At 43.8% G+C, this 24,922-nt stretch carries 18 protein-coding genes and 2 pseudogenes; 14 read left to right on the top strand and 6 right to left on the bottom strand.

The features are described 5' to 3' along the window. The first annotated feature begins 1 nt into the window (after position 1). On the top strand, positions 2–2,437 hold the full coding sequence (locus tag AACQ83_RS17730) for a bifunctional aspartate kinase/homoserine dehydrogenase II (protein WP_112878947.1): 2,436 nt from the start codon (positions 2–4) through the stop codon (positions 2,435–2,437). A gap of 48 nt (positions 2,438–2,485) precedes the next feature. Here AACQ83_RS17730 and AACQ83_RS17725 read toward each other — a convergent pair. Beyond that, positions 2,486–2,932: pseudogene (locus AACQ83_RS17725) on the bottom strand (RNA-guided endonuclease InsQ/TnpB family protein); the annotation flags it as partial. A gap of 285 nt (positions 2,933–3,217) precedes the next feature. Between AACQ83_RS17725 and metF the strand changes: the two are divergent. The 4 genes and pseudogenes from metF to AACQ83_RS17705 all read left to right on the top strand — a co-directional run bounded on the left by metF (position 3,218) and on the right by AACQ83_RS17705 (position 6,865). Continuing rightward, on the top strand, positions 3,218–4,102 hold the full coding sequence (metF, locus tag AACQ83_RS17720) for a methylenetetrahydrofolate reductase (protein ID WP_112878974.1): 885 nt from the start codon (positions 3,218–3,220) through the stop codon (positions 4,100–4,102). A 101-nt stretch (positions 4,103–4,203) separates the two neighbouring features. Continuing rightward, positions 4,204–4,568 (top strand): annotated as a pseudogene (locus tag AACQ83_RS17715) (Tc toxin subunit A-related protein); the annotation flags it as partial. A gap of 954 nt (positions 4,569–5,522) precedes the next feature. Further along, the gene (locus AACQ83_RS17710) at positions 5,523–6,458 is read left to right on the top strand and encodes a hypothetical protein (RefSeq protein WP_112878944.1); all 936 of its coding nucleotides are present in this window, start codon (positions 5,523–5,525) and stop codon (positions 6,456–6,458) included. Positions 6,459–6,469: 11 nt separating this feature from the next. Continuing rightward, on the top strand, positions 6,470–6,865 hold the full coding sequence (locus AACQ83_RS17705; RefSeq protein WP_112878943.1) for a type III secretion system chaperone: 396 nt from the start codon (positions 6,470–6,472) through the stop codon (positions 6,863–6,865). 304 nt (positions 6,866–7,169) lie between these two features. On the opposite strand, the gene AACQ83_RS17700 is transcribed toward AACQ83_RS17705, so the two are convergent. From AACQ83_RS17700 to argE, 3 genes are all read right to left on the bottom strand, one after another. Then, a complete protein-coding gene (locus AACQ83_RS17700) occupies positions 7,170–7,751 on the bottom strand; it encodes a YolA family protein (RefSeq protein WP_112878942.1) in 582 nt (193 codons plus the stop codon). A gap of 301 nt (positions 7,752–8,052) precedes the next feature. Beyond that, complete coding sequence (ppc, locus tag AACQ83_RS17695) at positions 8,053–10,689, bottom strand: phosphoenolpyruvate carboxylase (RefSeq protein WP_112878941.1); 2,637 nt, start codon at positions 10,687–10,689, stop codon at positions 8,053–8,055. A gap of 282 nt (positions 10,690–10,971) precedes the next feature. Next, a complete protein-coding gene (argE, locus tag AACQ83_RS17690) occupies positions 10,972–12,129 on the bottom strand; it encodes an acetylornithine deacetylase (RefSeq protein ID WP_112878940.1) in 1,158 nt (385 codons plus the stop codon). Between the two features lie 102 nt (positions 12,130–12,231). Between argE and argC the strand changes: the two genes are divergently transcribed. From argC to oxyR, 5 genes are all read left to right on the top strand, one after another. After that, the gene (gene argC / locus AACQ83_RS17685) at positions 12,232–13,236 is read left to right on the top strand and encodes an N-acetyl-gamma-glutamyl-phosphate reductase (RefSeq protein WP_112878939.1); all 1,005 of its coding nucleotides are present in this window, start codon (positions 12,232–12,234) and stop codon (positions 13,234–13,236) included. A 25-nt stretch (positions 13,237–13,261) separates the two neighbouring features. Then, positions 13,262–14,035: an acetylglutamate kinase gene (argB, locus tag AACQ83_RS17680; protein WP_112878938.1), complete on the top strand. Its 774-nt coding sequence runs from the start codon at positions 13,262–13,264 to the stop codon at positions 14,033–14,035. A 68-nt stretch (positions 14,036–14,103) separates the two neighbouring features. Then, positions 14,104–15,318, top strand: a complete 1,215-nt coding sequence (locus AACQ83_RS17675; protein WP_112878937.1) for an argininosuccinate synthase — start codon at positions 14,104–14,106, stop codon at positions 15,316–15,318. 152 nt (positions 15,319–15,470) lie between these two features. After that, a complete protein-coding gene (gene argH, locus AACQ83_RS17670; RefSeq protein WP_112878936.1) occupies positions 15,471–16,850 on the top strand; it encodes an argininosuccinate lyase in 1,380 nt (459 codons plus the stop codon). A 155-nt stretch (positions 16,851–17,005) separates the two neighbouring features. Then, on the top strand, positions 17,006–17,911 hold the full coding sequence (gene oxyR / locus AACQ83_RS17665; RefSeq protein WP_112878935.1) for a DNA-binding transcriptional regulator OxyR: 906 nt from the start codon (positions 17,006–17,008) through the stop codon (positions 17,909–17,911). Here oxyR and sthA read toward each other — a convergent pair. Beyond that, entirely contained in the window at positions 17,903–19,300 is a 1,398-nt protein-coding gene (sthA, locus tag AACQ83_RS17660; protein WP_112878934.1) for a Si-specific NAD(P)(+) transhydrogenase, read from the bottom strand. The two genes, oxyR and sthA, sit on opposite strands and share 9 nt — an antisense overlap. 374 nt (positions 19,301–19,674) lie before the next feature. Here sthA and fabR point away from each other — a divergent pair, with 374 nt between their 5' ends. Further along, entirely contained in the window at positions 19,675–20,319 is a 645-nt protein-coding gene (gene fabR, locus AACQ83_RS17655; protein WP_011148806.1) for an HTH-type transcriptional repressor FabR, read from the top strand. Between the two features lie 23 nt (positions 20,320–20,342). Beyond that, positions 20,343–20,714, top strand: a complete 372-nt coding sequence (locus AACQ83_RS17650; RefSeq protein ID WP_112878973.1) for a YijD family membrane protein — start codon at positions 20,343–20,345, stop codon at positions 20,712–20,714. A gap of 62 nt (positions 20,715–20,776) precedes the next feature. Here the strand turns inward: AACQ83_RS17650 and trmA are convergent, their stop codons facing one another. Continuing rightward, complete coding sequence (trmA, locus tag AACQ83_RS17645) at positions 20,777–21,877, bottom strand: tRNA (uridine(54)-C5)-methyltransferase TrmA (RefSeq protein ID WP_370446073.1); 1,101 nt, start codon at positions 21,875–21,877, stop codon at positions 20,777–20,779. Between the two features lie 199 nt (positions 21,878–22,076). Between trmA and btuB the strand changes: the two genes are divergently transcribed. Together btuB and murI are read left to right on the top strand one after the other, a co-directional pair. Next, positions 22,077–23,936 (top strand): TonB-dependent vitamin B12 receptor BtuB, encoded by a 1,860-nt coding sequence (gene btuB / locus AACQ83_RS17640; protein ID WP_112878933.1) that lies wholly within the window; start codon positions 22,077–22,079, stop codon positions 23,934–23,936. After that, positions 23,881–24,744 (top strand): glutamate racemase, encoded by an 864-nt coding sequence (murI, locus tag AACQ83_RS17635; protein WP_112878932.1) that lies wholly within the window; start codon positions 23,881–23,883, stop codon positions 24,742–24,744. The genes btuB and murI overlap by 56 nt, the downstream gene beginning before the upstream one ends. Positions 24,745–24,922 lie beyond the last annotated feature (178 nt).

Raw genomic sequence — 24,922 nt, 5'->3', positions numbered from 1 at the left:
CATGAGTGCACTGGTAGTTGCAACGGCGGAAAATGACCGCCAATTACATAAGTTTGGTGGAAGTAGTCTCGCGGATGTGAAATGTTATCAACGGGTAGCCAAGATTATGGCTAATTACAGCCAACCCGGTGATTTAATGGTGGTATCCGCGGCAGGCAGCACGACTAACCAGTTAATTAATTGGCTTAAACTTAGCCAGAGCGACCGTATTTCTGCCCATCAGGTACAGCAGGTTCTGCGCCGTTATCAGCAGGATCTGATTAGAGGTTTGCTACCTGAAACTGTTGCTGAAGAGTTGGTGAAGCGTTTTATTGCCGATCTTGAAAAGCTAAGTGCATTACTGGATAAACCCGTTAGTGATGTGACTTATGCAGAAGTGGTGGGGCACGGAGAGATCTGGTCCGCGCGTTTGATGTCGGCTGTGCTTGAAGTTCAGGGTATTCCTAGCGCTTGGGTGGATGCTCGCCAGTTTTTACGCGCGGAACGGGCGGCTCAGCCGCAAATTGATGTTACCCTTTCCCAACCATTGCTAAATCAGTTGCTAACACAAAACCTAAATAAACGACTGGTGGTGACCGGTTTTATCTCCAGTAATCATGATGGAGAAACGGTGTTATTGGGGCGAAATGGCAGTGACTACTCCGCAACTCAGGTTGGGGCTTTGGCAGGGGCGAGGCGGGTAACCATCTGGAGTGATGTTGCTGGTGTCTACAGTGCTGATCCGAGAAAAGTCAAAGATGCCTGTTTGTTACCACTATTACGCTTGGATGAAGCCAGCGAACTTGCTCGTCTTGCCGCACCCGTGTTGCATGCTCGTACCTTACAGCCTGTTTCCTTCAGTGATATTGATTTGCTATTACGTTGCAGCTACCAGCCGGAGCAAGGATCAACGCGTATTGAAAGGGTTTTGGCTTCTGGGACTGGCGCAAAAATTGTTACTAGTCATGATGATGTTTGCCTAATTGAGTTGCATGTGGCCGCTCATCATGATTTTAAACAGATATACAAAGATATTGATCTGTTGTTAAAGCGAGAACAAATTCGCCCATTGGCGACAGGTATCCATCTAGACTGTAATTTGATTCAGCTCTGTTACACTTCCGAAGTGGTGAATAGTGCATTGTGTGTGCTGGAAGATGCTACGCTTCCGGGGAAACTTTCCCTTAGAGAAGGTTTGGCGCTGGTGGCACTGGTTGGAGCTGGTGTATGCAAGAACCCATTACATTGCCACCGTTTTTATCAGCAACTTAAAGATCAGCCGGTAGAATTTATCTGGCATGCGGAGGATGGCATCAGCCTTGTCGCTGTGTTGCGGACTAATCAGACTGAACATGTGATTCAGGGGTTGCATCAGAGTTTGTTCCGGGCTGAAAAACAGATTGGTCTGATTTTGTTTGGTAAAGGAAATATTGGCTCTCGTTGGTTGGAGTTATTCGCTCGTGAGCAGAAAAACATTTCGGCTCGCAGTGATTTTGAATTTGTTCTGGCCGGTGTGGCGGATAGTCGCCGGAGTTTACTCGACTATCAAGGGATTGATGCTAGTCGAGCATTAGCTTTTTTTGATGACGAAGCGACAGAATATGATGTTGATGAATTATTTCTGTGGATGCGAGCGCATCCTTATGACGATTTGGTGATCCTAGATGTGACGGCGAGTGAAGAACTAGCTCGATGTTACAGTGATTTTGCCAGTTATGGTTTCCATGTTATCAGTGCCAATAAAATTGCCGGTGCTTCCAGTAGCAGTGATTATCGTTTCATTCGTGATGCATTTACTAAAACAGGTCGCCATTGGTTTTACAATGCAACAGTTGGCGCTGGCTTACCTATCAATCATACCGTGAGGGACTTACGGGAGAGTGGTGATACCATTTTGTCCATTAGTGGCATTTTCTCCGGCACATTATCTTGGCTGTTTCTGCAATTTGATGGTTCAGTACCGTTTAGTGATTTAGTTGAACAGGCGTGGCAACAGGGATTGACAGAACCTGATCCGCGTATTGATTTGTCTGGTCAGGATGTGATGCGTAAATTGATTATCCTTGCCCGTGAAGCAGGGTATGAGATTGAGCCAGAGCAAGTGCGTGTTGAGTCACTGGTGCCGAAAGAAGCAGAATCAGGCTCTATTGAACAATTCTTTGATAATAGCGGTGCTATCAATGCGCAGATGGTGCAGCGATTAGCCGCGGCGCAGGAAATGGGCATGGTGCTGCGTTATGTTGCCCGTTTTAATGCGAATGGTAAGGCAAAGGTGGGTGTTGAGGCGGTACGTCCTGATCACCCATTGGCGTCTTTGCTACCGTGCGACAACGTGTTTGCGATTGAGAGCCGTTGGTATCGTGATAATCCGTTAGTGATCCGTGGGCCGGGGGCAGGTCGGGACGTGACCGCCGGAGCGATTCAGTCTGACCTTAACCGTTTGTCACAACTGCTTTAAGCTTTGTGACTGCTCCCCGCCGTAAAAAACGGCGAGGCTTCCCACTTCTCAGGCCGCCACCGTCTTTATGACGGATTTACGCTGGCCTCCGTGGGCAGAAAAGACGAGTCCCGCCGCCTGTAATGCTGTTATGCCCTTGCGCTGGATGTTGATCGCCGCATTGATATCGCGGTCATGTTCGACTCGACAGAAAGGGCATTGCCAGATCCGCTTACGCAGCGGCATTTCCGACACTTTGTGACCACAGCAATGACAGGTTTTCGAGCTGGCGAACCACTGATCCAGTTTGACCAGATGGACCCCCGCCGCTGCGGCTTTGTATTCCAGTTTCATGAGGAAGCCATGCCAGCCCGCATCCCCGATAGCGCGGGCATGGGCTATCCGCTCATGGACTGCCGCCAGACGTAATCGGGCATTGCTGCGGTTAGCTCTGCCCTTTTGTTTGCGGGACAGCGATTTCTGCTTTCGACGCAGGTTACGGGTGGCGTTGACAATTTCGGGATCTTCACCGCGCTCAAAGCCTTTTGGGCTTTTCGCCTGATATCCCCGCACTGGGCAAGGGTTTACGGCGGTTTTTGCTAAAGATTCCTCGATGAATTTTTTTCCGATTCAGGGTGAATATTCCTCACCGATTTAACTCAACTTTGTTGTTGACTAAAAAATGCCGATCCCTCATCTTATTTGGACGTCTAAACGTATAGGTGTTTAGATGTGCAAATAAAAGTAACTGGCAAATTATTAAGATGGGAAATTATTCCGCTTGTTAACGAGGTGCAGGATATGAGTTTTTTTCACGCAAATCAGCGCGAGGCGCTGAATCAGAATCTGGCTGAACTGGAAGGACAGATCCGTGTTTCATTTGAATTCTTTCCACCGCGTACAGCCGAGATGGAAAAAACCCTGTGGAAATCCATTAATCGCCTGAGCACCCTCAAGCCTAAATTTGTTTCTGTTACTTATGGCGCTAACTCTGGCGAGCGTGATCGTACCCATAGCATAATCAAGGGAATAAAAGAAAAAACCGGCCTTGAAGCGGCTCCGCACCTTACTTGTATTGATGCCAGCCGCGATGAATTGTGCGAAATTGCCCGTGATTATTGGAAAAATGGTATTCGCCATATTGTGGCTTTGCGGGGTGATTTACCGGAAAACAGTGAAAAACCCAAAATGTATGGAGTTGATCTGGTTGAATTACTTAAGAAAGAGGCTGATTTTGATATTTCCGTTGCGGCTTACCCTGAGGTGCATCCTGAGGCAAAAAGTTCTCAGGCTGACTTGATTAGCCTGAAACGAAAAATTGATGCGGGGGCGAACCGTGCTATTACTCAATTCTTCTTTGATGTGGAAAGTTACCTACGTTTTCGTGACCGCTGTGTGACTGCCGGGATTGATGTGGAAATCGTACCGGGAATTTTGCCGGTATCCAATTTCCGTCAGCTTAAACGTTTTGCTGTAATGACTAATGTGCGTATTCCAAGTTGGATGACCAGAATGTTTGATGGGCTGGATGATGATCCTGAAAGCGCAAATTTAGTTGGTGCTTCTATCGCAATGGATATGGTGAAGATTTTAAGCCGCGAAGGTGTGAAGGATTTTCATTTTTATACCTTAAACCGCGCAGAACTGAGTTATGCAATTTGTCATACTTTGGGTGTTCGTCCTTAATCATTGGCTCTTATTAAGAAATGTTGCTTAGTAAGAGCATATTTTTTTCGCAGTATTGTTATAAAGAGTGAATTCTTATTATCGGCGGATTCGACTAATAAATGCAATTGGAGAGCGATTACCCGGACAGCATCGTTGGTGATAACAAGATTCGTCGTATCAAGCAAATCAGTGTTGCATTGCCTGCATTGGTTGGGCCTTATTAGGATATTCAGGCTATGCTCAGCTATGGTGGTGGTATTAAATTACCGATAGCTGTTCAGAATTGGCTGTATCTCATGGCACCAATGATAGTAGTCAGTTTCAACTGGATTTCAATGGCGGCAAATATCTGCCATTTGAAGATATTACCTTTGATGATGACGATAGATTGAATCTTCAATTCCTGAATGCCACCGACAAGCAAAAAGCAATATTGCAAACCACGAATGATATTATTTTGCACATTCGTTACACCATCCGTTAATTAATTTCATTATTATATACTCGTTATCTTTCAAGTTGCCTCTTTGTTGGTTGCACTCACTCACCCCAGTCACATAGTTATCTATGCTCCCGGGGATTCTCTCCCTTGCCGTTGCGATGCATCTTGAAATCCATAGGGTATAGAATATCGGATCTCCTTTGGGGGAACCGGGACAAAAGCAATTTGTGAGATATTTATAGAAGGTAAATTTTAAAATTAACTTGATGTTTTATATATTATTTAATATAATATTTTACTTATTTACTTATTTACTTATTTACTTATTTACTTATTTACTTATTTACTTATTTACTTATTTACTTATTTACTTATTTACTTATTTACTTATTTACTTATTTACTTATTTACTTATTTACTTATTTACTTATTTACTTATTTACTTATTTACTTATTTACTTATTTTACGTTTTGTAAAGCAGCATTGGGAGTGAAAGCATCATTTAAAGCAGTTGTGAATGCCTGAAAATCCTGGACTGTCATTGTTATACGAGAGTCTCTATCTAAAATGCAGCCATTGTTGTGCCCATTAAAGCCGCGGCGCGAGAAATAATTTCCTTTTCATCTGTTTTTCATCTGTGCCCATCTTTAAATTAAATCGAGCGATAGCAGTCATTATCATTCCTCTTTAAATACGGCAAATTAACGTATACGGTATTTTTCTGTATAAAAATTGAGTAAGCAAGTTTTAATATTGAGTTTGTATCCCCACACTACATTGTCATTGTTAGATCATCTCGGTTTAATAAGTAAAGTCCACCATAAGCCTTCGTCCAGTATGAACTGTTGTTGTTCCATAATCCTGGACATCTATCCCCGGAGAATCCTTTTCTCTGACACCTTAAACAGATAAAAATCAGATCACTTTTTTACATAAACAGGGCAGGAGAAATACTAAGATACTCTTAATCAACTCAACCTATTTTGGAAAGAATAATGCATATTCAGCATATTGGCGGTCATACACTGCTTAGCCAAACGCAAGCTCCTCAGCACACTGCATCTTCTCCCCTACTCGAACAGGGTAACCGCTTGTTCGAACAGTCTGTTCGGCGAGGTCCTTTGCATTTCCAGAGTTCGGATCTCAAGCATTTGATCACCGAACTGCGCCAATTGCAGAGTGTTCCCAACAGTGCGCAAGCCCAACGGGTGCAGGATGCTATCCAGCACTGGGAGAACCACCACCCTAAAGAGGTGGCGGCCCGTAGCTCCCGCCTTGCCGAGCTTAAACAGGCTCTGGCAGAACAAGGCGCTGTGGTGCGCACTCTCCAGCCAAAGGTGATGGCGGCCGGTCCCCAAGCGATGTTGCAGCAGGCTATGCCAGCTTTACAGAAGATGGGTACTTACGCATGCACTGATGCCGGCACTTTCGTTAGCAAGCAGAATTCTCATTATCAGCAAATCATGGAGAGATTGAGGTTATTCAATGACAGCCCGGACCGCCTGAGGGGTAACAGCCAGGCCAATATGATGTCCAACATGGCGGCTATCGCCGCTAGACAAGGCAACGTCAGTTTCAACCAACTGCAATCTATCGCCGCCCGGGTCGCTCAAGCTCAGGCTGGTTGCTGCACCACTTTGGCCTACTCTGCGGCAGCCGAACTGATGAAGCACAATCAAAATGACCAGCAGCGCATTGAGGTAGTCGCTCATCGTGGCGCCAAGGGGCATAGCCAGACCCACTGCTTCGTGGTGGTCGGTCGTGATCCCAATAGTGAGCTCAGCAAACCCGAAACTTGGGGCTCCCAGGCATATGTCATCGATCCTTGGGCTGCGACCATAGGTGGTAAACTGCAAGGCACGTCGAGTAATCCTCCGATCGCTAACCTGTGGCCGCCGACTGAATCTGTGTTTGACAACCATAAAAGGTAACAAGGGTAACCATGTTCAATTCCTTATTATCGGAACTGTGCCGACGCCTTGGGCAGACCGAAGAATCTCTGCATTCGGAGGGGCTCGATCTACCTCTCGGCCCTTTTAGTTTGCATATCCGCCAACGCGATGAGTTGGTAACTTTGTTTATTCCACTAGGTGATGTCGAACCTTGTTCGTTGGCTACACTGGCCGATTGGCCGTCATTGCAACTGAGCCGTAGTGGTAAGGGAGAGACTCTGCTTTGGAGCCGTGAATGGTTGGAGAGGCTGGATGCTGAGTTATTGACCAACTTGGTCGAGCGGATGTTACAGCAAGCAAGGGACCTTACGGCTACGGCACCTATTACTGAAAGCCAAGAATGGCCGCCGTTAAGTATTCAAGGGAGTTCGTGGCACAAAGTTTAGGCGAAAAACCTTAAGAAGCTTTAAAGATTAATCAGGTGTATTATTGAAAGCTACGAGCGATATTATTTTGTGCATTCGTTATACCATTCGTTGATTAATAACTTTATTACTGGGTACAGGCTTTCCTACAGAGGGAGCCTAACGGAAATAATTTGTGAGAAATTCACCGAGGTAAACTTTTAAATTAATTTTATATAATTGCCTAATTACGAGGCTAAACCATCGGCGTCGATACCTGTGCGTAAAAATGAACAAGGGCGGTTTCCCGCCCTTCTTAATAGACTCCTAAATGGGTTTTAGCAAGTCAAAGAATGCTGATCTGCGTTGACATGGTATTTCGAGGCCAATTAGCAGAAGTGTTCTGGTAACTGAAGGTACCATTCTGGTAGCCATCGAGGCTGTATTCTTTCAGGAAGCCAACCACAATTTGGCCCGCAGCACATGGCCAATTGTAGTGCCCGTTTGTAATGCAAACTGGTGTAGAAGAGTACAGTGAGTATGGCAGTATACTGCCGTTCATCCAGGCAAAAGAATTATATCCGTAGCCAATTTCCAGAACGGCGGCGCGGAGCTGGTATCCTCCGTGATTGCAGTTTGTCACTGGCAAGTTGGAAGTGTATTCCCATCCGCAATTCGTTGAGCCAACGGCATAGACCCACATATTGGTTAGTGGAGGTGCGGGGGCGTAAGCTACCTCAGATTTAATGTCGAGCTTTTTCTCTTCTTCGGCCAGGATGGGGCTTTCTGGGTTAGGCAGTAGCTGGGATTGCGCTGCCAGGGCATTTTGAGCAGTATGGACCTCCTTCGGTTGCTCTGTTTGGGCATAGGCATTAACGCCAAATAAGGCAGCAAGAGATAACAACATGGCAAGTTTATTTTTCTTCACGACTGAATCCTCTTAGAAATGGAAAAGCACAATTCTAGGGAAGTGAGAAAAAATCACATTATTAAATTTTATTTATGTAATGATCGAAACTTTTGCGTGGGTGATTGCTTCCGTGTTTATCTTACTGCGGAAAAAAGGGGATAAATGATAAGGAATTTTTTTTCAAGTACGCTTCGCTTGGTGAGAAATAACTTCTTTTTCGTTATCTATTGAGCACATTTTGTATGGGGTTGTCTGGAGACAAAAGATACTTGTGCTGTGCTCAATAGTGTCACTACTGTTGCGCTAAGATTACCTACTACTAACCTGTATTTCGCATTCCTGCTGCGATACCGGCGATGGTTACCATCAACGCTTGTTCAACCTGAGGATCGGGATGTTGTTGCTGACGGGAACGCAGTAATAGTTCTGCCTGTAAGACGTTTAGTGGATCAGTGTAAACATTACGTAGGGCGATTGATTCTGCAATCCATGGTAAATCTGCCATTAGGTGTTCATCTTTAGAAATGGCTAATACCGTCTTAATATCCGAGGAGAGTTGCTTGCGCAGTTTCTGACCTAACGGCCATAAGTTCTTATCTACCAGACGATGATCATAATATTCTGCCAACCATAAATCAGCTTTGGCGAAGACCATTTCCAACATACCAATCCGAGTGGTAAAAAAAGGCCAATCACGGCACATTTCTGCTAATACATCCTGTTTTCCATCATTGATAACTTGTTGTAGCGCGGCACCTGCACCTAACCAGGCTGGCAACATTAGGCGATTTTGTGTCCAGGCGAAAATCCACGGGATAGCGCGTAAACTTTCCACACCACCCGCCGGATGACGTTTGGCTGGACGAGAACCTAGAGGCAGTTTAGCTAATTCCTGTTCTGGTGTTGCCGCGCGGAAATAAGGTACAAAATCGGGCTGTTCACGTACATAATCGCGATACATCTTGCAGGAAACATCAGACAGGGTATCCATCACCTGATGCCATTCCAGTTTAGGCTCCGGCGGTGGTAGGAGGTTTGCTTCCAGAATCGCACTGGCATATAAGGCTAAGCTACTGATAGTGACTTGTGGCAGACCGAATTTAAAGCGGATCATTTCGCCTTGTTCGGTCACACGTAGGCCACCTTTCAGGCTTCCCGGTGGTTGGGAAAGCAGAGCAGCATGTGCTGGCGCACCGCCACGGCCGATAGTACCGCCACGACCGTGGAATAAGGTCAGCGTAATGCCCTCTTTTTCACAAACATTGATCAAGGCATCCTGTGCTCGGTATTGCGCCCATGCCGCAGCCATCACTCCGGCATCTTTTGCTGAGTCAGAATAACCAATCATCACCATCTGTTTGTCATGAATCAGTTCGCGATACCATTGAATATTCATTAATTGCTGAATGACATTTTCGGCATTATTCAGGTCATCAAGGGTTTCGAACAATGGGGCAACGGGTAAAGTGAACGGACAACCGGCTTCTTTCAGTAGCAAGTGAACCGCTAATACATCAGAAGGTACTTTAGCCATTGAGATAACGTAAGCGGCGATAGCGTCTTGAGGTGACTCGGCAATGACTTTACAGGTTGCGAAAACCTCTTGCGTTTCAGCGCTTGGTTGCCAGTTATGTGGGATCAATGGACGTTTGGAGTGCAGTTCATACAGTAGGAAAGCCTGTTTTTCTTCTTCTGACCAACTGGCGTAGTCACCTAATTCCAGGTATTGCGTCAGTTCAGAAACGGCGGTTGTATGGCGAGTGCTTTCTTGGCGTACATCAATACGTACCAGTGATAAGCCGAAGCAACGGATACGGCGTAAGATATCTAATAATTGACCGTTGGCAATGATTTCCATCCCGCAGGTTTTTAGTGACTGATAACAGGCGTAAAGTGGTTGCCAAAGCTGTTCGTTATCCACCAGCAAATCAGTTGGTGGCAGAACTTGTTCTCCTTTCAGTTGTTTCTCCAAATAGGTCAATGTATTGCTGAGTTGTGTCCGCAATTTTTTAGCAATTTCTCGGTAAGGTTCTAGAATTTCATCACCACCTGCTAGTTTACGAACTTCTGGTGTACATTCAGACATGGATAGTTCAGAAACCAGAACCTGAATATCTTTTAGGAATAGATCGGCTGCTTTCCAGCGGCTAAGCAGTAATACATGACGAGTGACTTCAGAGGTGACATTTGGGTTGCCGTCTCGGTCGCCGCCCATCCAGGAAGTAAAGCGGACAGGTACCGCTTCAACTGGCAGGCTGTAATCAATTGACTCTTCCAGTTGTTCATTGAATTCACGTAGGAATGCTGGCACAGCCTCCCACAAGCTATTTTCCACCATAGCAAACCCCCACTTCGCTTCATCAATTGGGGTAGGACGGATTTTGCGGATTTCATCGGTATGCCATGATTGGGCAATTAACTGGCGCAGGCGGCGCATAATGTTATTACGCTCATAATCCGCCAGATCATCGTGATCAAGTTGCGATAGACAGGTGTTAACGGCTACCAGTTTATGGATCAATGTACGACGAGCGATTTCAGTTGGGTGAGCGGTGAGAACCAGTTCAATAGACAGTTCATTTACCGCTTTTTTCAGATCGTCGTTACTGAAATTTTTTTCTTTTAAGTGGGTGAATAATTTCGCTAACGCAACGGGGTTGCTGGCAGCTTCACCATGCGGGGAGATACTGTGATATTGTTCTGCGACGTTTGTCAGGTTGAGAAATTGATTGAAAGCACGGGCAACTGGCAGCAGTTCATTATTAGATAGGTTTTGCAATGTAGATAATAGCTGCTGGCGGTGTGCTTCATTACCTGCGCGGGACGATTTGGATAATTTGCGGATAGTCTCAACTTTATCGAGAATATCTTCCCCTAAAGCTTCTTTGATCGTGTCTCCGAGCAGCTTACCTAGCATGCTGACATTACTACGCATTGCAGAATATTGTTGGTTCATGTGACTCTTAGCCTTTATTGCTGGCAGGATGTTGATTCTGTTCCTGTAGAAAAATTTCATTTAAGTGGCGGGAAGTTATTTTTTGTGGCGCCACAGTGTTGCATTGACCCTAAGCCCTCATATTCATATCAGAAAATAATCAGTTTGGGTGAAATTTCTAAAATTTAATGGTAGGCTATGGTCTATAAGTATTACTTATGTATCAGAAAGCTTGGGAAGAGTACTTTTGTTAATTGTTATGATGCTTGAGTCCCCCTGACTTTTGGGGGACGAGTAAAACAATTAATTATTGCTTAGACAAAAATGATCTATTAACTGAGAAATTATCTTTCTGGTGGGTTTAATAAATGACATATCAATGAACTCATCCGGTTGATGTGCCTGTTCAATAGAACCAGGGCCAAGGACTAAAGTTGGGCATACTTTCTGAATGAATGGTGCTTCGGTACAGTAGTTGACCGTTTCAGCTTTGCGGCCTAGCAGTTTCTCAATCACGTCAACCATCTTGTGATCGGTTGGGCATTCATAACCGGGAATAGGGGAATGTAATTCATCGATAGTTAAGCGGCCAGGCCAGCGTTGCTTCACCGGTTCCAGCGCTTCATTTAACAGTCCGTTCAGATCCTGTAACGTTAGTCCCGGTAACGGGCGAATATCCATATGCAATTCACAATGGGCACAAATACGGTTTACTGCGTCACCTCCGTGAATATAGCCGAAATTCATAGTTGGATATGGAATGGCAAACGCCGGATTGTTGTAACGCTCTTTTAGTATATTGCGTAGTTCAATCAGGTGACCAATAGATTCGTGCATCAAATCAATGGCGTTTATACCACGGTCTGGATCACTGGAATGCCCGGATTGGCCAACAATGCGGATAGCGTTCGATAAATGTCCTTTATGTGCGCAGATAGGATGCAATGAAGTGGGTTCACCGATAATAGCGAAATCTGGTCGGATAGTAGTACTTGCGGCAAAATAGCGGGCTCCTGCCATTGTTGTCTCTTCATCTGCGGTTGCCAGAATGTGCAGCGGACGGGTTATTTTACTGACATTAATGTCCCGTAACGCATCAATAATAAAGGCGAAAAAGCCTTTCATGTCTGTTGTACCTAAACCGTACAGTTTGTTATCGCGCTCTGTCAGGGTGAAAGGATCTTTCGTCCAGAGTCCTTCGTCAAAGGGTACGGTATCAGTGTGTCCACATAAGAGTAATCCACCCGGGCCACTCCCCAATGTTGCTAGTAGATTGTATTTTCCGAGGGCTTCGGGGACGGGCTGTATCTCAATCTCGAAACCAATTTCTTTCAACCAACTTGCCAGTAGGTTGATGAGAGACTCGTTACTTTGGTCAATACTGACATCGGTGGCGCTGATAGATGGAGTCGCGATTAATTGCCGAAATAGCTCAATAAATGGAGGTAATTTAATATTCACTGTTGACAGCCTTTATTCATGATAGTATCAATATTCATGCATTTTTTTTGAATAAAAATACATTATCCCGTTTGAATACTGAGCATAAGGTAAAGATATCCTATGTTGAATACGCTGGTTGTTGGTGCAAGTGGTTACACCGGAGCAGAACTGGCAGCATATCTGCATCGTCATCCGCATACGAATCTGATTAGACTCATGGTTTCTGCTCAGAGCGTTGATGCAGATAAATGCTTCTCAGATTTACATCCACAGTATAAAGGCATTGTTGATCTACCGCTGCAACCGCTGACTGATATTATTAATGCTGCTAAAGGGATTGATGTGGTTTTCCTTGCCACCGCCCATGAAGTTAGTCATGACATTGCGCCGTTATTTCTGGCAGCAGGTTGCACTGTATTTGATCTCTCTGGTGCCTACCGCGTACAAAATGCTCAGATTTATCAACAATACTACGGATTCAAACATAAGCATACTGAATGGTTAGCACAAGCAGTATATGGACTTGCCGAATGGCAGGCTGAAAAAATCAAACAGGCCCAATTAGTTGCTGTACCGGGATGTTACCCAACAGTTTCTCAACTCTCCCTGAAACCGCTGTTGGAAAATAGTTTGCTGGATACCAGCCATTGGCCGGTGATTAATGCTACTAGTGGTGTAAGTGGAGCAGGTCGGAAAGCCAGCATGACCAACAGCTTCTGCGAAATCAGTTTGCAACCTTATGGAATATTTACCCATCGTCATCAACCGGAGATTGAGGAGCATCTGGGAACCAGGGTGATTTTTACTCCACATCTTGGCAATTTCGCGCGGGGTATTCTTGCCACAATTACCTGTAAATTGAAGCCGGGTGTTACCGCAGAACAGATAGATGAGGTGTATCGGCAAGCATACAAAGATAAGCCATTGGTAAGGCTTTACAGCAAAGGGGTGCCAGCATTGAAATCCGTTGTTGGGTTACCGTTCTGTGATATCGGTTTTGTTGTAGAGGGTGACCATCTGATTGTTGTGGGTACTGAGGATAATCTTTTGAAGGGCGCGGCAGCTCAGGCAGTTCAGTGTATGAATATACGTTTTGGGTTTGAAGAAACTCAGGCATTACTTTAATGGTTGACGTGAAGGAGTAGAGCAGATGGAACCTTTAGTCATAAAGTTAGGTGGCGTGTTATTGGACAATGAAGAAGCATTGGAACGCGTGTTTACTGCATTGCAGGAATATCGGCAAACACACGAACGTCAGTTGGTTGTTGTTCATGGTGGTGGTTATCTGGTGGATGAGCTGATGCAGAAGTTGCAGCTACCGATAGTGAAGGAACAAGGATTACGAGTAACACCCGCTGATCAGATTGGAATTATCACTGGCGCATTGGCTGGTATCGCCAATAAGACCTTGTTGTCGTGGGCGACTAAATATCAACTTGCATCAGTTGGATTATATTTAGGAGATGGTAATGTGGTCATGGTTTCCCAACTGAGTGAAGAGTTGGGGCATGTGGGGAAAGCGATGCCGGGCGATGCTAAGTTGCTGAAAATGTTATTGGATGCGGGTTATATGCCCATTATCAGCTCAATTGGTGTAACGGATAAAGGGGAGCTGATGAATGTGAATGCCGATCAGGCAGCAACGGCGATAGCTCAGACGCTAGGTGCTGATTTGGTATTGCTCTCTGATGTTAGTGGTATTTTGGATGGTAAAGGGCAGAGAATCCCTGACATAAATGTTGAGAAAGCAGAACAACTTATTGCCCACGGCATCATTACTGACGGCATGATTGTGAAGGTGAATGCCGCTTTAGATGCAGCTAGGACATTAGATCGTCCGGTAGATATCGCCAGTTGGCGTCATGCAGATCAACTGACCGATCTATTTAACGGTGTTCCCGTCGGTACTCGTATTCTGGCTTAAATTAAGTTTGATTAATTTTCGGCAAATCTTTGCTGATAAATAACAACGGAATTTCAAAGGGTAACTTCATGCATACTAAAGATATTAAAAAAATCGTTCTTGCCTATTCTGGTGGTCTGGATACTTCTGCCATTATTCCTTGGCTGAAGGAACATTATGGCAACTGTGAAGTTGTTGCGTTTGTTGCCGATGTGGGGCAAAGCCGTGAAGATTTGGAAGGCGTGGAGCAGAAAGCTTTGCGTTCTGGCGCATCAGAATGTCACGTTGTGGATCTGCGTGAGGAATTCATTAAAGATTATGTTTATCCGGTACTGAAAACCGGTGCTCTGTATGAAGGTAGCTATTTGTTGGGCACTTCAATGGCACGCCCCATTATTGCTAAAGCACAGGTTGAATTGGCACTGAAAGTGGGAGCAGATGCACTTGCTCATGGTGCAACAGGTAAGGGTAACGATCAGGTTCGGTTTGAAAGCACTTATACGGCATTAGCCCCCCAGCTAAAAGTAGTTGCACCGTGGAGAGAGTGGGATTTGCGTTCCCGTGAAGCGTTGCTGGATTATCTGAAAGCGCGAGATATTCCAACTACCGCAACATTGGAGAAAATTTACAGCCGTGATGAGAATGCGTGGCATATCTCTACCGAAGGTGGCGTACTGGAAAGTACTTGGAATGCATCCAATAAAGATTGTTGGGTGTGGACAGTCGATCCAGAAGAAGCACCAGATGAAGCTGAATTGGTCAGTGTCACTATTGAGAAAGGCGAGGTTGTTGGGGTTAACGGCAAGGTGATGTCTCCATATCAATGCCTTGAAGCGCTGAACATTTTGGGAGTAAAACATGGTATCGGCCGTATCGATATCGTGGAAAACCGGCTGGTGGGAATGAAATCTCGTGGTTGTTATGAGACGCCGGGAGGAACCATCATGATGGCTGCGTTGCGTGGTGTTGAACAACTGGTTCTGGACCGTGATAGCTTTAAATGGCGTCAGCAGCTTGGGCTAGAAATGTCTTATGTCGTTTATGACGGACGTTGGTTTGCCCCGCTACGTCAATCTATTCAGGCCGCGGCTGAGGCGTTGGCTGCGGATGTCAGCGGTGAAGTAGTACTGAAACTCTATAAAGGTCAGGTAACAGCGATCCAGAAAAAATCAACAAATAGCCTTTATTCTGAAGCGTTTGCAACGTTTGGTGAAGATGAGGTTTACGATCACAGCCATGCAGCGGGATTTATCCGTCTGTATTCTCTCCCTTCGCGCATTCGGGCATTAAATAGTAAAGAGTAATTTCATCGTTCGTAGTTATGGAGGTAATGACCAGATCGTGAATTCATCCTTGTATTTGATTTATCGAGTCTATTATCTCCATGTTGCGAATGAAATTGCTGTTTATGAAAGGTAATCAATCACTCAGACATCAGATAATCAGGAACGAAAATATGGCACTCTGGGGCGGGCGTTTCAGTCAGAAAGCAGATCGACGGTTCAAACAATTTAACGATTCACTTCGCTTTGATTACCGGTTGGCGGAACAGGACATTACCGGTTCAGTTGCATGGTCGAAAGCGTTGATAACGGTTGGTGTGCTGACCGTTGAAGAACAACAAAGACTGGAGCTGGCATTAAATGAATTGTTGAATGAGGTTCAGGCTAACCCACAAGCCATCTTGCAAAGTGGTGCAGAGGATATCCATAGTTGGGTAGAAGGGCAGTTGATCAGTAAAGTTGGCGATCTGGGTAAGAAACTCCACACTGGTCGTAGCCGTAACGATCAGGTGGCAACAGATCTCAAACTTTGGTGTAAAGAATACATTTCACATCTCTATCAGGCAATTGTGGAGTTACAGCAGGCATTGGTGATTACTGCGGAGAATAATCAGGATGCAGTGATGCCGGGCTATACCCATCTGCAAAGAGCGCAGCCTATCACATTTGCTCACTGGTGCTTGGCATATGTAGAAATGTTGGTCCGTGATGAAAGTCGGTTACAGGATACTTTGAAACGGCTGGATACCAGCCCGCTTGGGTGTGGTGCATTGGCTGGAACCGCTTATGATATTGACCGCGAACAACTAGCATCATGGCTAGGTTTTGTTTCTGCGACGCGTAACAGCTTGGATAGCGTTTCAGATCGTGACCATGTATTGGAACTGTTATCTAATGCCAGTATCAGTATGATCCATCTTTCCCGCTTTGCGGAAGACCTAATTTTCTTTAATAGCGGTGAAGCCGGGTTTATTGAACTGTCAGATCGAGTCACTTCCGGTTCTTCTCTGATGCCACAGAAGAAAAACCCGGATGCACTGGAGTTAATTCGTGGGAAATGTGGCCGGGTGCAGGGGGCATTGACCGGTATGATGATGACCTTGAAAGGTTTGCCGCTAGCCTACAATAAAGATATGCAGGAGGATAAAGAAGGGTTATTCGATGCGCTGGATACTTGGCTGGATTGTTTACATATGTCCGCGTTGGTGTTAGATGGTATTCAGGTCAGGCGTTCACGTTGTGCGGAAGCAGCTAAACAGGGTTATGCTAACGCGACCGAATTAGCTGATTATTTGGTTGCAAAAGGTGTTCCATTCCGAGAAGCTCACCATATTGTTGGGGAAATTGTGATTATGGCGCTTGCCCAGGGGCAGGCATTGGAAGCGTTGTCATTGGCAGAGTTGCAGAAGTTCAGTAGTGCAATTACTGAAGATGTATATGATATTTTGTCTTTGCAATCTTGTCTGGACAAACGCCTTGCAAAGGGAGGAGTGTCGCAAAAACAGGTTATGAAAGCGATTGCAGAGGCTAAGCAGAGGCTAAAATTAAGTTAGTCATCATAATAGTAGGGGGATTAATTTATCCCCTGTAAAATAAATGAGAGCTTTATATATAAGTTCTTAAGGATTATCTGATAGTCTTTTCCTCACATTGATATAATTATCTATTGGTAGTTTCTATCATTTATATTAAATATGTTGAGGTGGGAATGAATATCCGCGATCTGGAATATCTTGTGGCGCTTGCGGAGCATCGGCACTTTCGCCGTGCTGCTGATTCTTGCCACGTTAGCCAGCCTACGTTAAGCGGGCAAATTCGTAAGCTTGAGGATGATCTGGGTGTCATGTTATTGGAGCGCACCAGCCGTAAAGTTTTGTTCACGCAACAAGGGATGTTATTAGTAGAACAAGCCAGAACAGTTCTCCGCGAGGTGAGGATTTTGCAGGAAATGGCGTCACTTCAAGGGGAAAACATGTCTGGTCCTCTGCATATTGGTTTGATCCCGACAATTGGTCCATATCTGTTGCCTCATATTATCCCTGGGCTTCATAGTTTGTTTCCTAAGTTGGAAATGTATCTATATGAAGCCCAGACTCAAAGTCTGTTAGCCCAGTTGGATAGTGGCAAATTGGACTGTGCGATTCTGGCAATGGTTAAGGAGACAAGAGCTTTCATTGAAGTGCCATTGTTTGAAGAACCCATGAAACTAGCTATCTATGATGGCCATTCTTGGGCAGAGCGTAAAAAAATCGCTATGGATGAATTGGCAGGTGAAAAATTGTTGATGTTAGAAGATGGTCATTGCTTGCGTGATCAGGCAATGGGGTTCTGTTTTCAGGCGGGCGCGAAGGAAGATACCCATTTTCGTGCAACCAGTTTGGAAACCCTGCGTAATATGGTTGCTGCCGGTAGCGGAATAACCTTATTGCCTGATCTGGCAGTACCACAAGAGAAAAAACGTGATGGCGTCTGTTATCTGGAGTGTGGCAGCCCTGAACCTAAGCGGTCTGTTGTTTTGATTTATCGTCCTGGTTCACCTCTGCGTGGTCGCTATGAGCAACTAGCAGAGGCTATTAGAGCTAAAATGGGCACTTATTACGGGCAATCAAAATAGCCGGTTAAGCCCGTTTAAAGCTGCGACACGATAGGCTTCAGCCATAGTTGGATAGTTGAAAGTAGTATTGACGAAATATTCGATAGTATTACTTTCACCTTTTTGTTCCATAATCGCTTGGCCGATATGAATAATTTCAGCCGCACGTTCCCCGAAACAATGAATGCCAAGAATCTCTTTTGTTTCTCTGTGGAACAGTATTTTCAGGCTTCCTACGTTCATCCCCGCAATTTGTGCGCGTGCAAGATGTTTAAATTGTGCGCGTCCAACTTCATAAGGCACTTTCATTGCTGTTAATTGTTGTTCGGTTTTACCTACAGAGCTAATTTCAGGAATGGTATAGATACCCGTTGGAATATCTTCAATCAGATGAACTTCGGCGTTTCCTTTCGTCATCGCTTGGGCGGCAATTCGGCCTTGATCATAAGCAGCTGAGGCTAGGCTTGGATAGCCGATAACATCTCCTACAGCGTAGATATTTTCGTTGCTGGTTTGATAGATCTTATTAACTTTCAGTAAACCGCGGCTATCTGCTTCCAGACCAACGTTTTTTAGCCCTAAAGTATCCGTATTACCTGTTCGACCATTAGCATAAAGCAGACAGTCAGCTTTGACTTTTTTACCGGATTTAAGGTGAACGATAACACCATCATCAACACCTTCAATTTTAGAATATTCTTCATTGTGGCGGATTACTATACCGCTATTCCAGAAATGGTAAGAAAGTGCATCTGACATCTCTTGATCAAGGAAAGCGAGTAAGTGATTACGAGTGTTAATTAAATCAACTTTTACGCCTAATCCACGGAAGATTGAAGCATATTCGCAACCAATCACTCCGGCACCGTAAATAATGACATGCCGTGGTTCATGATCCAATTTCAGAATGGAATCGCTGTTATAAATACGGGAGTGAGTGAAATCGACATCTGGCGGACAATATGGGCGAGAACCAGTTGCGATAATAATCTTATCTGCGCTTAAAATATCGTGGCTATCGTCAGCATAGCGCACACTCACCCGGTGGTCATCAATGAATGTTGCTTCTCCGGAAAACATACGACACCCATTACGTTCGTAAAATCCTTGACGCATTCTAGTTTGCTGATTAATTACCATTTCAGCACGGCGTAAGATTTCAGCAAATGAAGAGCGAAGAACGCGGGAATTATCACTGTACAGAGGGTTTTGGTTAAATTCAATAATACGACTGACGGCGTGGCGGAGGGCTTTCGACGGGATGGTACCCCAATGAGTACAACCACCGCCGACATTATTATAGCGTTCAATAACAGCAACGCTTTTACCCTGTTTCACCAATCCCATTGCTGCTCCTTCTCCACCGGGACCAGAACCAATGACAATGGCGTCAAAATGAATATGTTGCATAGAGGAGAGACCTGTTTTTACACAAAATTACAACGCTATATTAACATCGGTTGACTTAATAACCCAATCCTCATAAGGAGTTTATGTCATCGTTTAGGGTGAATTGAACATAGTTTTACCCGCTATGCTGATACCATGAAGTTTTTGGAAAATAAATAATTATCTAACGATCGAATTAACAAAGGGGGAATGCCCCCTTAATGATTTTCTGACTACGCGTAGTCACTTTTATCATCTTAATATCTAATAAGAAAATGCGCTGAGAAAATGACATGGATCATTATAAATGACATGACAAGCATATCATTACGGCAAACGCGTTAAAATTTGGTATATTTCCTAACATGTAGTTCAGATAAAGAGTCAGGATTCGTGTGAGTAACATTATCGGCATCAGAGCGAAACAGAAAGAAAAAACTCGTCGTTCACTGATTGAAGCTGCTTTCAGCCAGTTGAGTGCCGAAAGGAGTTTTACCAGCCTTAGCTTGCGTGAAGTCGCCCGTGAAGCAGGTATTGCACCTACTTCATTTTATCGTCATTTCCGCGATGTTGATGAGCTTGGGCTGACTATGGTGGATGAAAGTGGTTTGATGCTACGTCAGTTAATGAGGCAAGCTCGACAACGTATTGCTAAAGGTGGCAGTGTCATCCGCACATCTGTTTCAACTTTTATGGAATTTATCGGTAATAATCCAAATGCATTCCGATTATTATTACGTGAACGTTCGGGGACTTCTGCTGAATTTCGTGCCGCTGTCGCACGGGAAATCCAACATTTTATTGCTGAACTGGCAGACTATTTAGAACAGGAAAGCTGTATGCCGAGGCATTTTACTGAGGTGCAGGCAGAGGCAATGGTAACAATAGTATTCAGTGCCGGTGCAGAAGCATTGGATATTGATTTGGAGAAAAGACAGCGTTTAGAAGAACGTTTAGTCTTGCAGCTACGGATGATTGCTAAAGGTGCATATTATTGGTATCGCAAAGAAATGAACCCACCGAACCCTAAACTTAAATAACTATGAAGGAGGAGAACGCAATGATGGAACAATATCGCCAGGACAAAAGTACATTGTTACTCGCTTTTATTGTCGGATTAGCAACGAATGGAACGTTTTCAGCAGTTTTTAGCTCAGTTGTTTCTTTTTCAGTTTTCCCATTGATAACACTGATTTTATCAATTTATTGTATCCATCAGCGCTATTTAAATTATTCAATGCCAGATGGGATGCCTAAGTTAGTTGTTGCTTGTTTCCTCTTAGGATTATTTAGTTATAGTGCGATTATCAGGGTTGAATACCCTGAAATTGGCTCTAATTTTCTGCCCGCAGTAATGGGTACCGTACTGGTATTTTGGATTTACAGAAAGGTAAAAATTCGTAAAAACCAGGCAATTACAGAAAATTGTCATTAATTGTTGAAAAACGCCGGAGAAATCTATCTGCCGGCGTTTTTGTTTTATATATTCGTCAAGTATCAGTTTAATTTTTCCAGAAGCACGCCGCATTCCATATGATGAGTATAAGGAAACTGATCAAACAGGGCCAGATGGCTAATTTTATGCGTTTGGGTTAATGTTTTCAGATTATGGCAAAGGGTTTCCGGGTTACAGGAAATATAAAGAATCCGTGGATATGTTTGGACCATCTCAAGCGTTTTTTCATCAAGGCCGCTACGTGGCGGATCGACAAAGATAGTTTCATATTGATAGCTTTTTAAATTGATTCCCTGAAGGCGATTAAATTCGCGTTCACCATTCATTGCTTGGGTGAACTCCTCTGCTGACATTCGGATAATTTGTACATTATCAATACCGTTGGCTGCAATGTTGTATTGAGCGGCAGCAACGGATGGCTTGGCAATTTCTGTTGCCAATACTCGTTCAAAATTTTGAGCTAATGCCAGAGAGAAATTGCCATTACCACAATAGAGCTCAAGTAAATCACCTTTTGAATCTTTGGTAATATTAATTGCCCATTCAAGCATATGAATATTGACGCTAGCATTTGGTTGGGTGAAGCTGTTTTCCACCTGGCGATAAATCATTTTTCGGCCTGCAACAGGTAAAACCTCATCAATATAATCATGATCCAATGTGATTTTGGTTTTAGCGGCTCTGCCAATTAACTCAACGTCAAATCCTTTATTTCTTAACGCTTCACGCAGTCTTAATGCCTGTTGTGTCCATTCATCACCCAATTTTTTGTGATAAAGCAGAGAAACAAGGATTTTATTACTGCAAGTAGACAGATAATCAATTTGAAATAGCTTATGACGTAAGATCTGTTCAGATCTAATGGAGTCAATTAATACTACCATCATTTTGTTGATTAACTTACTGGCGACAGGGAATTGAACAAGGCGAATATGCTGTTTCGTCTGTTGATCGAACATAATATGGTACAAATCATCCTGCTCATGCCAGATTCGAAATTCTGCTCGCATTCTGTAATGAGATAGCGGTGAGCGGAAAACCTCTGGCCCCGGGGGTTGGAAAGGCGCCATCATGTTTTTTAAACGGCTGACTTTATCCGTCAGTTGCTGTTCATAGCTTTCCGTTGGCAGGAGATTTTGCATTATGTTTGTTCTCTTATATCTGTAGTAAGAAAAATTTTCGGGCAAAATTGTAGGGGAAGAGCAAAGAATGTCCAGTTTTCTTATTACTCATACACGATCCTGTCTATGCTTACTATTATGAATAGGTTCAACTATGAATAGGTTCAACGCTTCATCGTAGCGTGTCCTTCTAACAATAAATTGTGGGATGTTTTCTCTCATGATAAATAAAAAGCGGTTATTATTATCCACTGTTTCAATCATGGTAATTTCTGGTTGGAATCAAGCTTCTGTTGCGGTGGAGTCGCAGGATTCATTGGTTGTGACAGCGAGTCGTTTTAAACAGCCGGTATCAAGCATACTGGCTCCTTATACTGTTGTAACACGGGATGAAATTGATCGTTGGCAGCCAAATAGTGTAGCCGATATTTTGCGTCGTCTACCCGGTGTTGATATTGCGCGGCATGGAGGTATTGGACAGTTAAGCTCTTTGTTTATACGTGGTACTCATGCTAGTCATGTATTGGTATTGATGGATGGAATACGTTTGAATCAAGCGGGCATCAGTGGCTCCTCTGATTTAAGCCAAATACCTGTATCATTGGTTCAGAAAATTGAATATATCCGTGGACCACGTTCTGCTGTTTATGGTTCTGATGCTATTGGTGGTGTTATTAATATCATCACTACCAGAGAGAAACCAGGAACCAGCTTTAATGTAGGTATCGGCTCACATGGTTATCAAACTTATGATGGTGCAACTCAACAAACGATAGCTGAAAATACAGTTCTGACAGCAGCAGCTAACTATACTTATACCAAAGGATACGATGTTGTTGCTGATGGTAATACCGGTGGTTTTAGACAACCTGATCGTGATGGCTTCATGAGCAAAATGCTTTGGTTGGGAGTCGATCAAAAATTTAATGAGCAAGTCAGTGGATTTGTTCGAGCTTATGGCTATAACAATAGAACATCTTATGATGCGGATATTAATTGGAGCTATCCATATGCCAGACCGGATACTCGTGAACTTTATAGCCGCCACTATGACATGGGAGTCAGATTTAACCAAGGGATCTACTCATCCCAGTTAATTACCAGTTATAGTCATACAAAAGATTATAACTTTGATCCTCAATATGGACGCTATGATAAGTCTGCTAGCCTTAATGATTCTGAACAATATAACTTGCAATGGGGGAATACTTTTCAGCTATATCAGGGCATGGTCAGTACCGGTGTGGATTTCCAAGAACAATCGATAGAAGCTGGAACCAGTTATATTCCGAAGAGTAAAACGGTACGTAATACAGGAATGTATCTGACAGCACAGCAACAGCTGAAAGATTTTATTTTAGAAGGCGCAATTCGTTCAGATAAACATTCAGAAGCTGGCTGGAATACTACATGGCAAGCCAGTTTAGGTTGGGAGTTTATTAAAGATTATCGCTTGATCGCTTCTTATGGTACGGCATTTAAGGCTCCAACGCTTAGCCAGATGTATGGTTTTGGTGGTAATCATGATTTGAAGCCGGAAGAAAGTAAACAATGGGAAGGCGGTATTGAAGGCGTCACAGGCCAGCTAAATTGGCGTCTGACTGTATATCGCAATGAGATTGAGCAATTGATCGATTATGCAAATAGTCGCTACTACAATATTGGTAAAGCAAAAATTAAAGGTGTTGAGTGGACTAGCTTAATAGACACTGGCATATTTCAGCATCAATTGACAATACAGTATATTGACCCCCGTAATAGTGAAACTAATGAAATTTTAGTTCGTCGTGCGAAGCAGCAAGTGAAATATCAACTTGACTGGCAGTTATATGATTTTGATTGGGGGTTAACTTATCAATATCTAGGGCGGCGTTATGACAAGGATTTCAGTACATTCCCGGCTAAGAGTGTGAAATTAGGTGGCGCCAGCTTTTGGGATTTAACAGTTTCATATCCAGTCACTTCTTATCTGACAATTCGTGCTAGAATAGCCAACCTGCTTGATAAAGATTACGAGACAGTTTATGGCTATCGCATTCCAGGACGTGAATACTACCTCACTGGGAGCTATAACTTCTGATTTAAATAAAGCCGCACGCCCAACAGTTTTAGTGTTTGATTCTGGGGTAGGCGGCTTATCTATTTACCAAGAGATCCGACAATTATTACCAGATCTCCATTATATATATGTTTTTGATAACGAAGCATTCCCTTATGGTGAAAAATCGGAAGAGTTTATTGTTGAACGAGTCGTTCAAATTGTTGGTGCTGTTCAGCAAAAACACCTTCTGACAATAGTGGTTATTGCATGTAACACTGCCAGTACAGTCAGCTTGCCAGCTCTACGTGAGCGGTTCAGCTTTCCGGTTGTTGGTGTGGTTCCAGCGATAAAACCTGCTGCAAAGTTAACTCGTAATGGTGTCGTTGGATTATTGGCGACTAGAGCAACAGTTAATCGTTCCTATACAAAAGAACTTATCGAAAAGTTTGCGACAGGTTGCAGGATTGAATCTATAGGTTCTTCTGAATTAGTAGAATTAGCTGAAATTAAACTGCATGGTGGTAAGGTTTCTTCCGATATTTTAAAAAAGATACTGAAACCGTGGCTTAGAATGAAAAAACCACCTGATACAGTGGTATTGGGTTGTACCCATTTTCCACTATTAGCAGAAGAATTAGTTCAGATATTACCTGATGGCACGCGTTTAATTGATTCTGGTGTTGCTATTGCTCGAAGAACGGCTTGGTTGGTTAAACATCAGAATAATCTTGTTTGCACTTCAGCAGATAGTCTTGCTTATTGTATGAAAGTGAATGCTGATACTGATGCATTAATCCCCGTTTTGCAGGAATATGGATTTTCAAAACTAGAAAAATTGATAACTTAAGTTAAATTTGATGAAATAATCATCGATCGTTAATTTTTTTCAAAATAAGTATTGCCAGCGCCAAAGAACGCCCTATAATGCGCCACCACTGACCGACACAACGCTGATAAACATTGTGAGGTCGGGCAGAGAAAGCGGCAATAAGCGCTTGACTCTGCGGGCGAAAAGCGTAGTATAC

Source organism: Photorhabdus sp. S10-54 (genome assembly GCF_963878145.1).
GTDB classification, from domain to species: domain Bacteria; phylum Pseudomonadota; class Gammaproteobacteria; order Enterobacterales; family Enterobacteriaceae; genus Photorhabdus; species Photorhabdus kayaii.
The sequence above is the reverse complement of the archived record's forward strand: the minus strand, read 5'-3'. Positions and strand labels throughout refer to the sequence as shown.

What these genes read in the sequence shown, in the direction of transcription:
- AACQ83_RS17705 (WP_112878943.1), top strand. Translation starts at nt 6,470, where the DNA reads ATGTTCAATTCCTTATTATCGGAACTGTGCCGACGCCTTGGGCAGACC.
- trmA (WP_370446073.1), bottom strand. Translation starts at nt 21,877, where the DNA reads ATGCAAAATCTCCTGCCAACGGAAAGCTATGAACAGCAACTGACGGAT.
- AACQ83_RS17730 (WP_112878947.1), top strand. Translation starts at nt 2, where the DNA reads ATGAGTGCACTGGTAGTTGCAACGGCGGAAAATGACCGCCAATTACAT.
- ppc (WP_112878941.1), bottom strand. Translation starts at nt 10,689, where the DNA reads ATGAACCAACAATATTCTGCAATGCGTAGTAATGTCAGCATGCTAGGT.
- sthA (WP_112878934.1), bottom strand. Translation starts at nt 19,300, where the DNA reads ATGCAACATATTCATTTTGACGCCATTGTCATTGGTTCTGGTCCCGGT.
- metF (WP_112878974.1), top strand. Translation starts at nt 3,218, where the DNA reads ATGAGTTTTTTTCACGCAAATCAGCGCGAGGCGCTGAATCAGAATCTG.
- oxyR (WP_112878935.1), top strand. Translation starts at nt 17,006, where the DNA reads ATGAATATCCGCGATCTGGAATATCTTGTGGCGCTTGCGGAGCATCGG.
- argC (WP_112878939.1), top strand. Translation starts at nt 12,232, where the DNA reads ATGTTGAATACGCTGGTTGTTGGTGCAAGTGGTTACACCGGAGCAGAA.
- argH (WP_112878936.1), top strand. Translation starts at nt 15,471, where the DNA reads ATGGCACTCTGGGGCGGGCGTTTCAGTCAGAAAGCAGATCGACGGTTC.
- AACQ83_RS17710 (WP_112878944.1), top strand. Translation starts at nt 5,523, where the DNA reads ATGCATATTCAGCATATTGGCGGTCATACACTGCTTAGCCAAACGCAA.
- btuB (WP_112878933.1), top strand. Translation starts at nt 22,077, where the DNA reads ATGATAAATAAAAAGCGGTTATTATTATCCACTGTTTCAATCATGGTA.
- AACQ83_RS17650 (WP_112878973.1), top strand. Translation starts at nt 20,343, where the DNA reads ATGGAACAATATCGCCAGGACAAAAGTACATTGTTACTCGCTTTTATT.
- argB (WP_112878938.1), top strand. Translation starts at nt 13,262, where the DNA reads ATGGAACCTTTAGTCATAAAGTTAGGTGGCGTGTTATTGGACAATGAA.
- AACQ83_RS17675 (WP_112878937.1), top strand. Translation starts at nt 14,104, where the DNA reads ATGCATACTAAAGATATTAAAAAAATCGTTCTTGCCTATTCTGGTGGT.
- murI (WP_112878932.1), top strand. Translation starts at nt 23,881, where the DNA reads ATGGCTATCGCATTCCAGGACGTGAATACTACCTCACTGGGAGCTATA.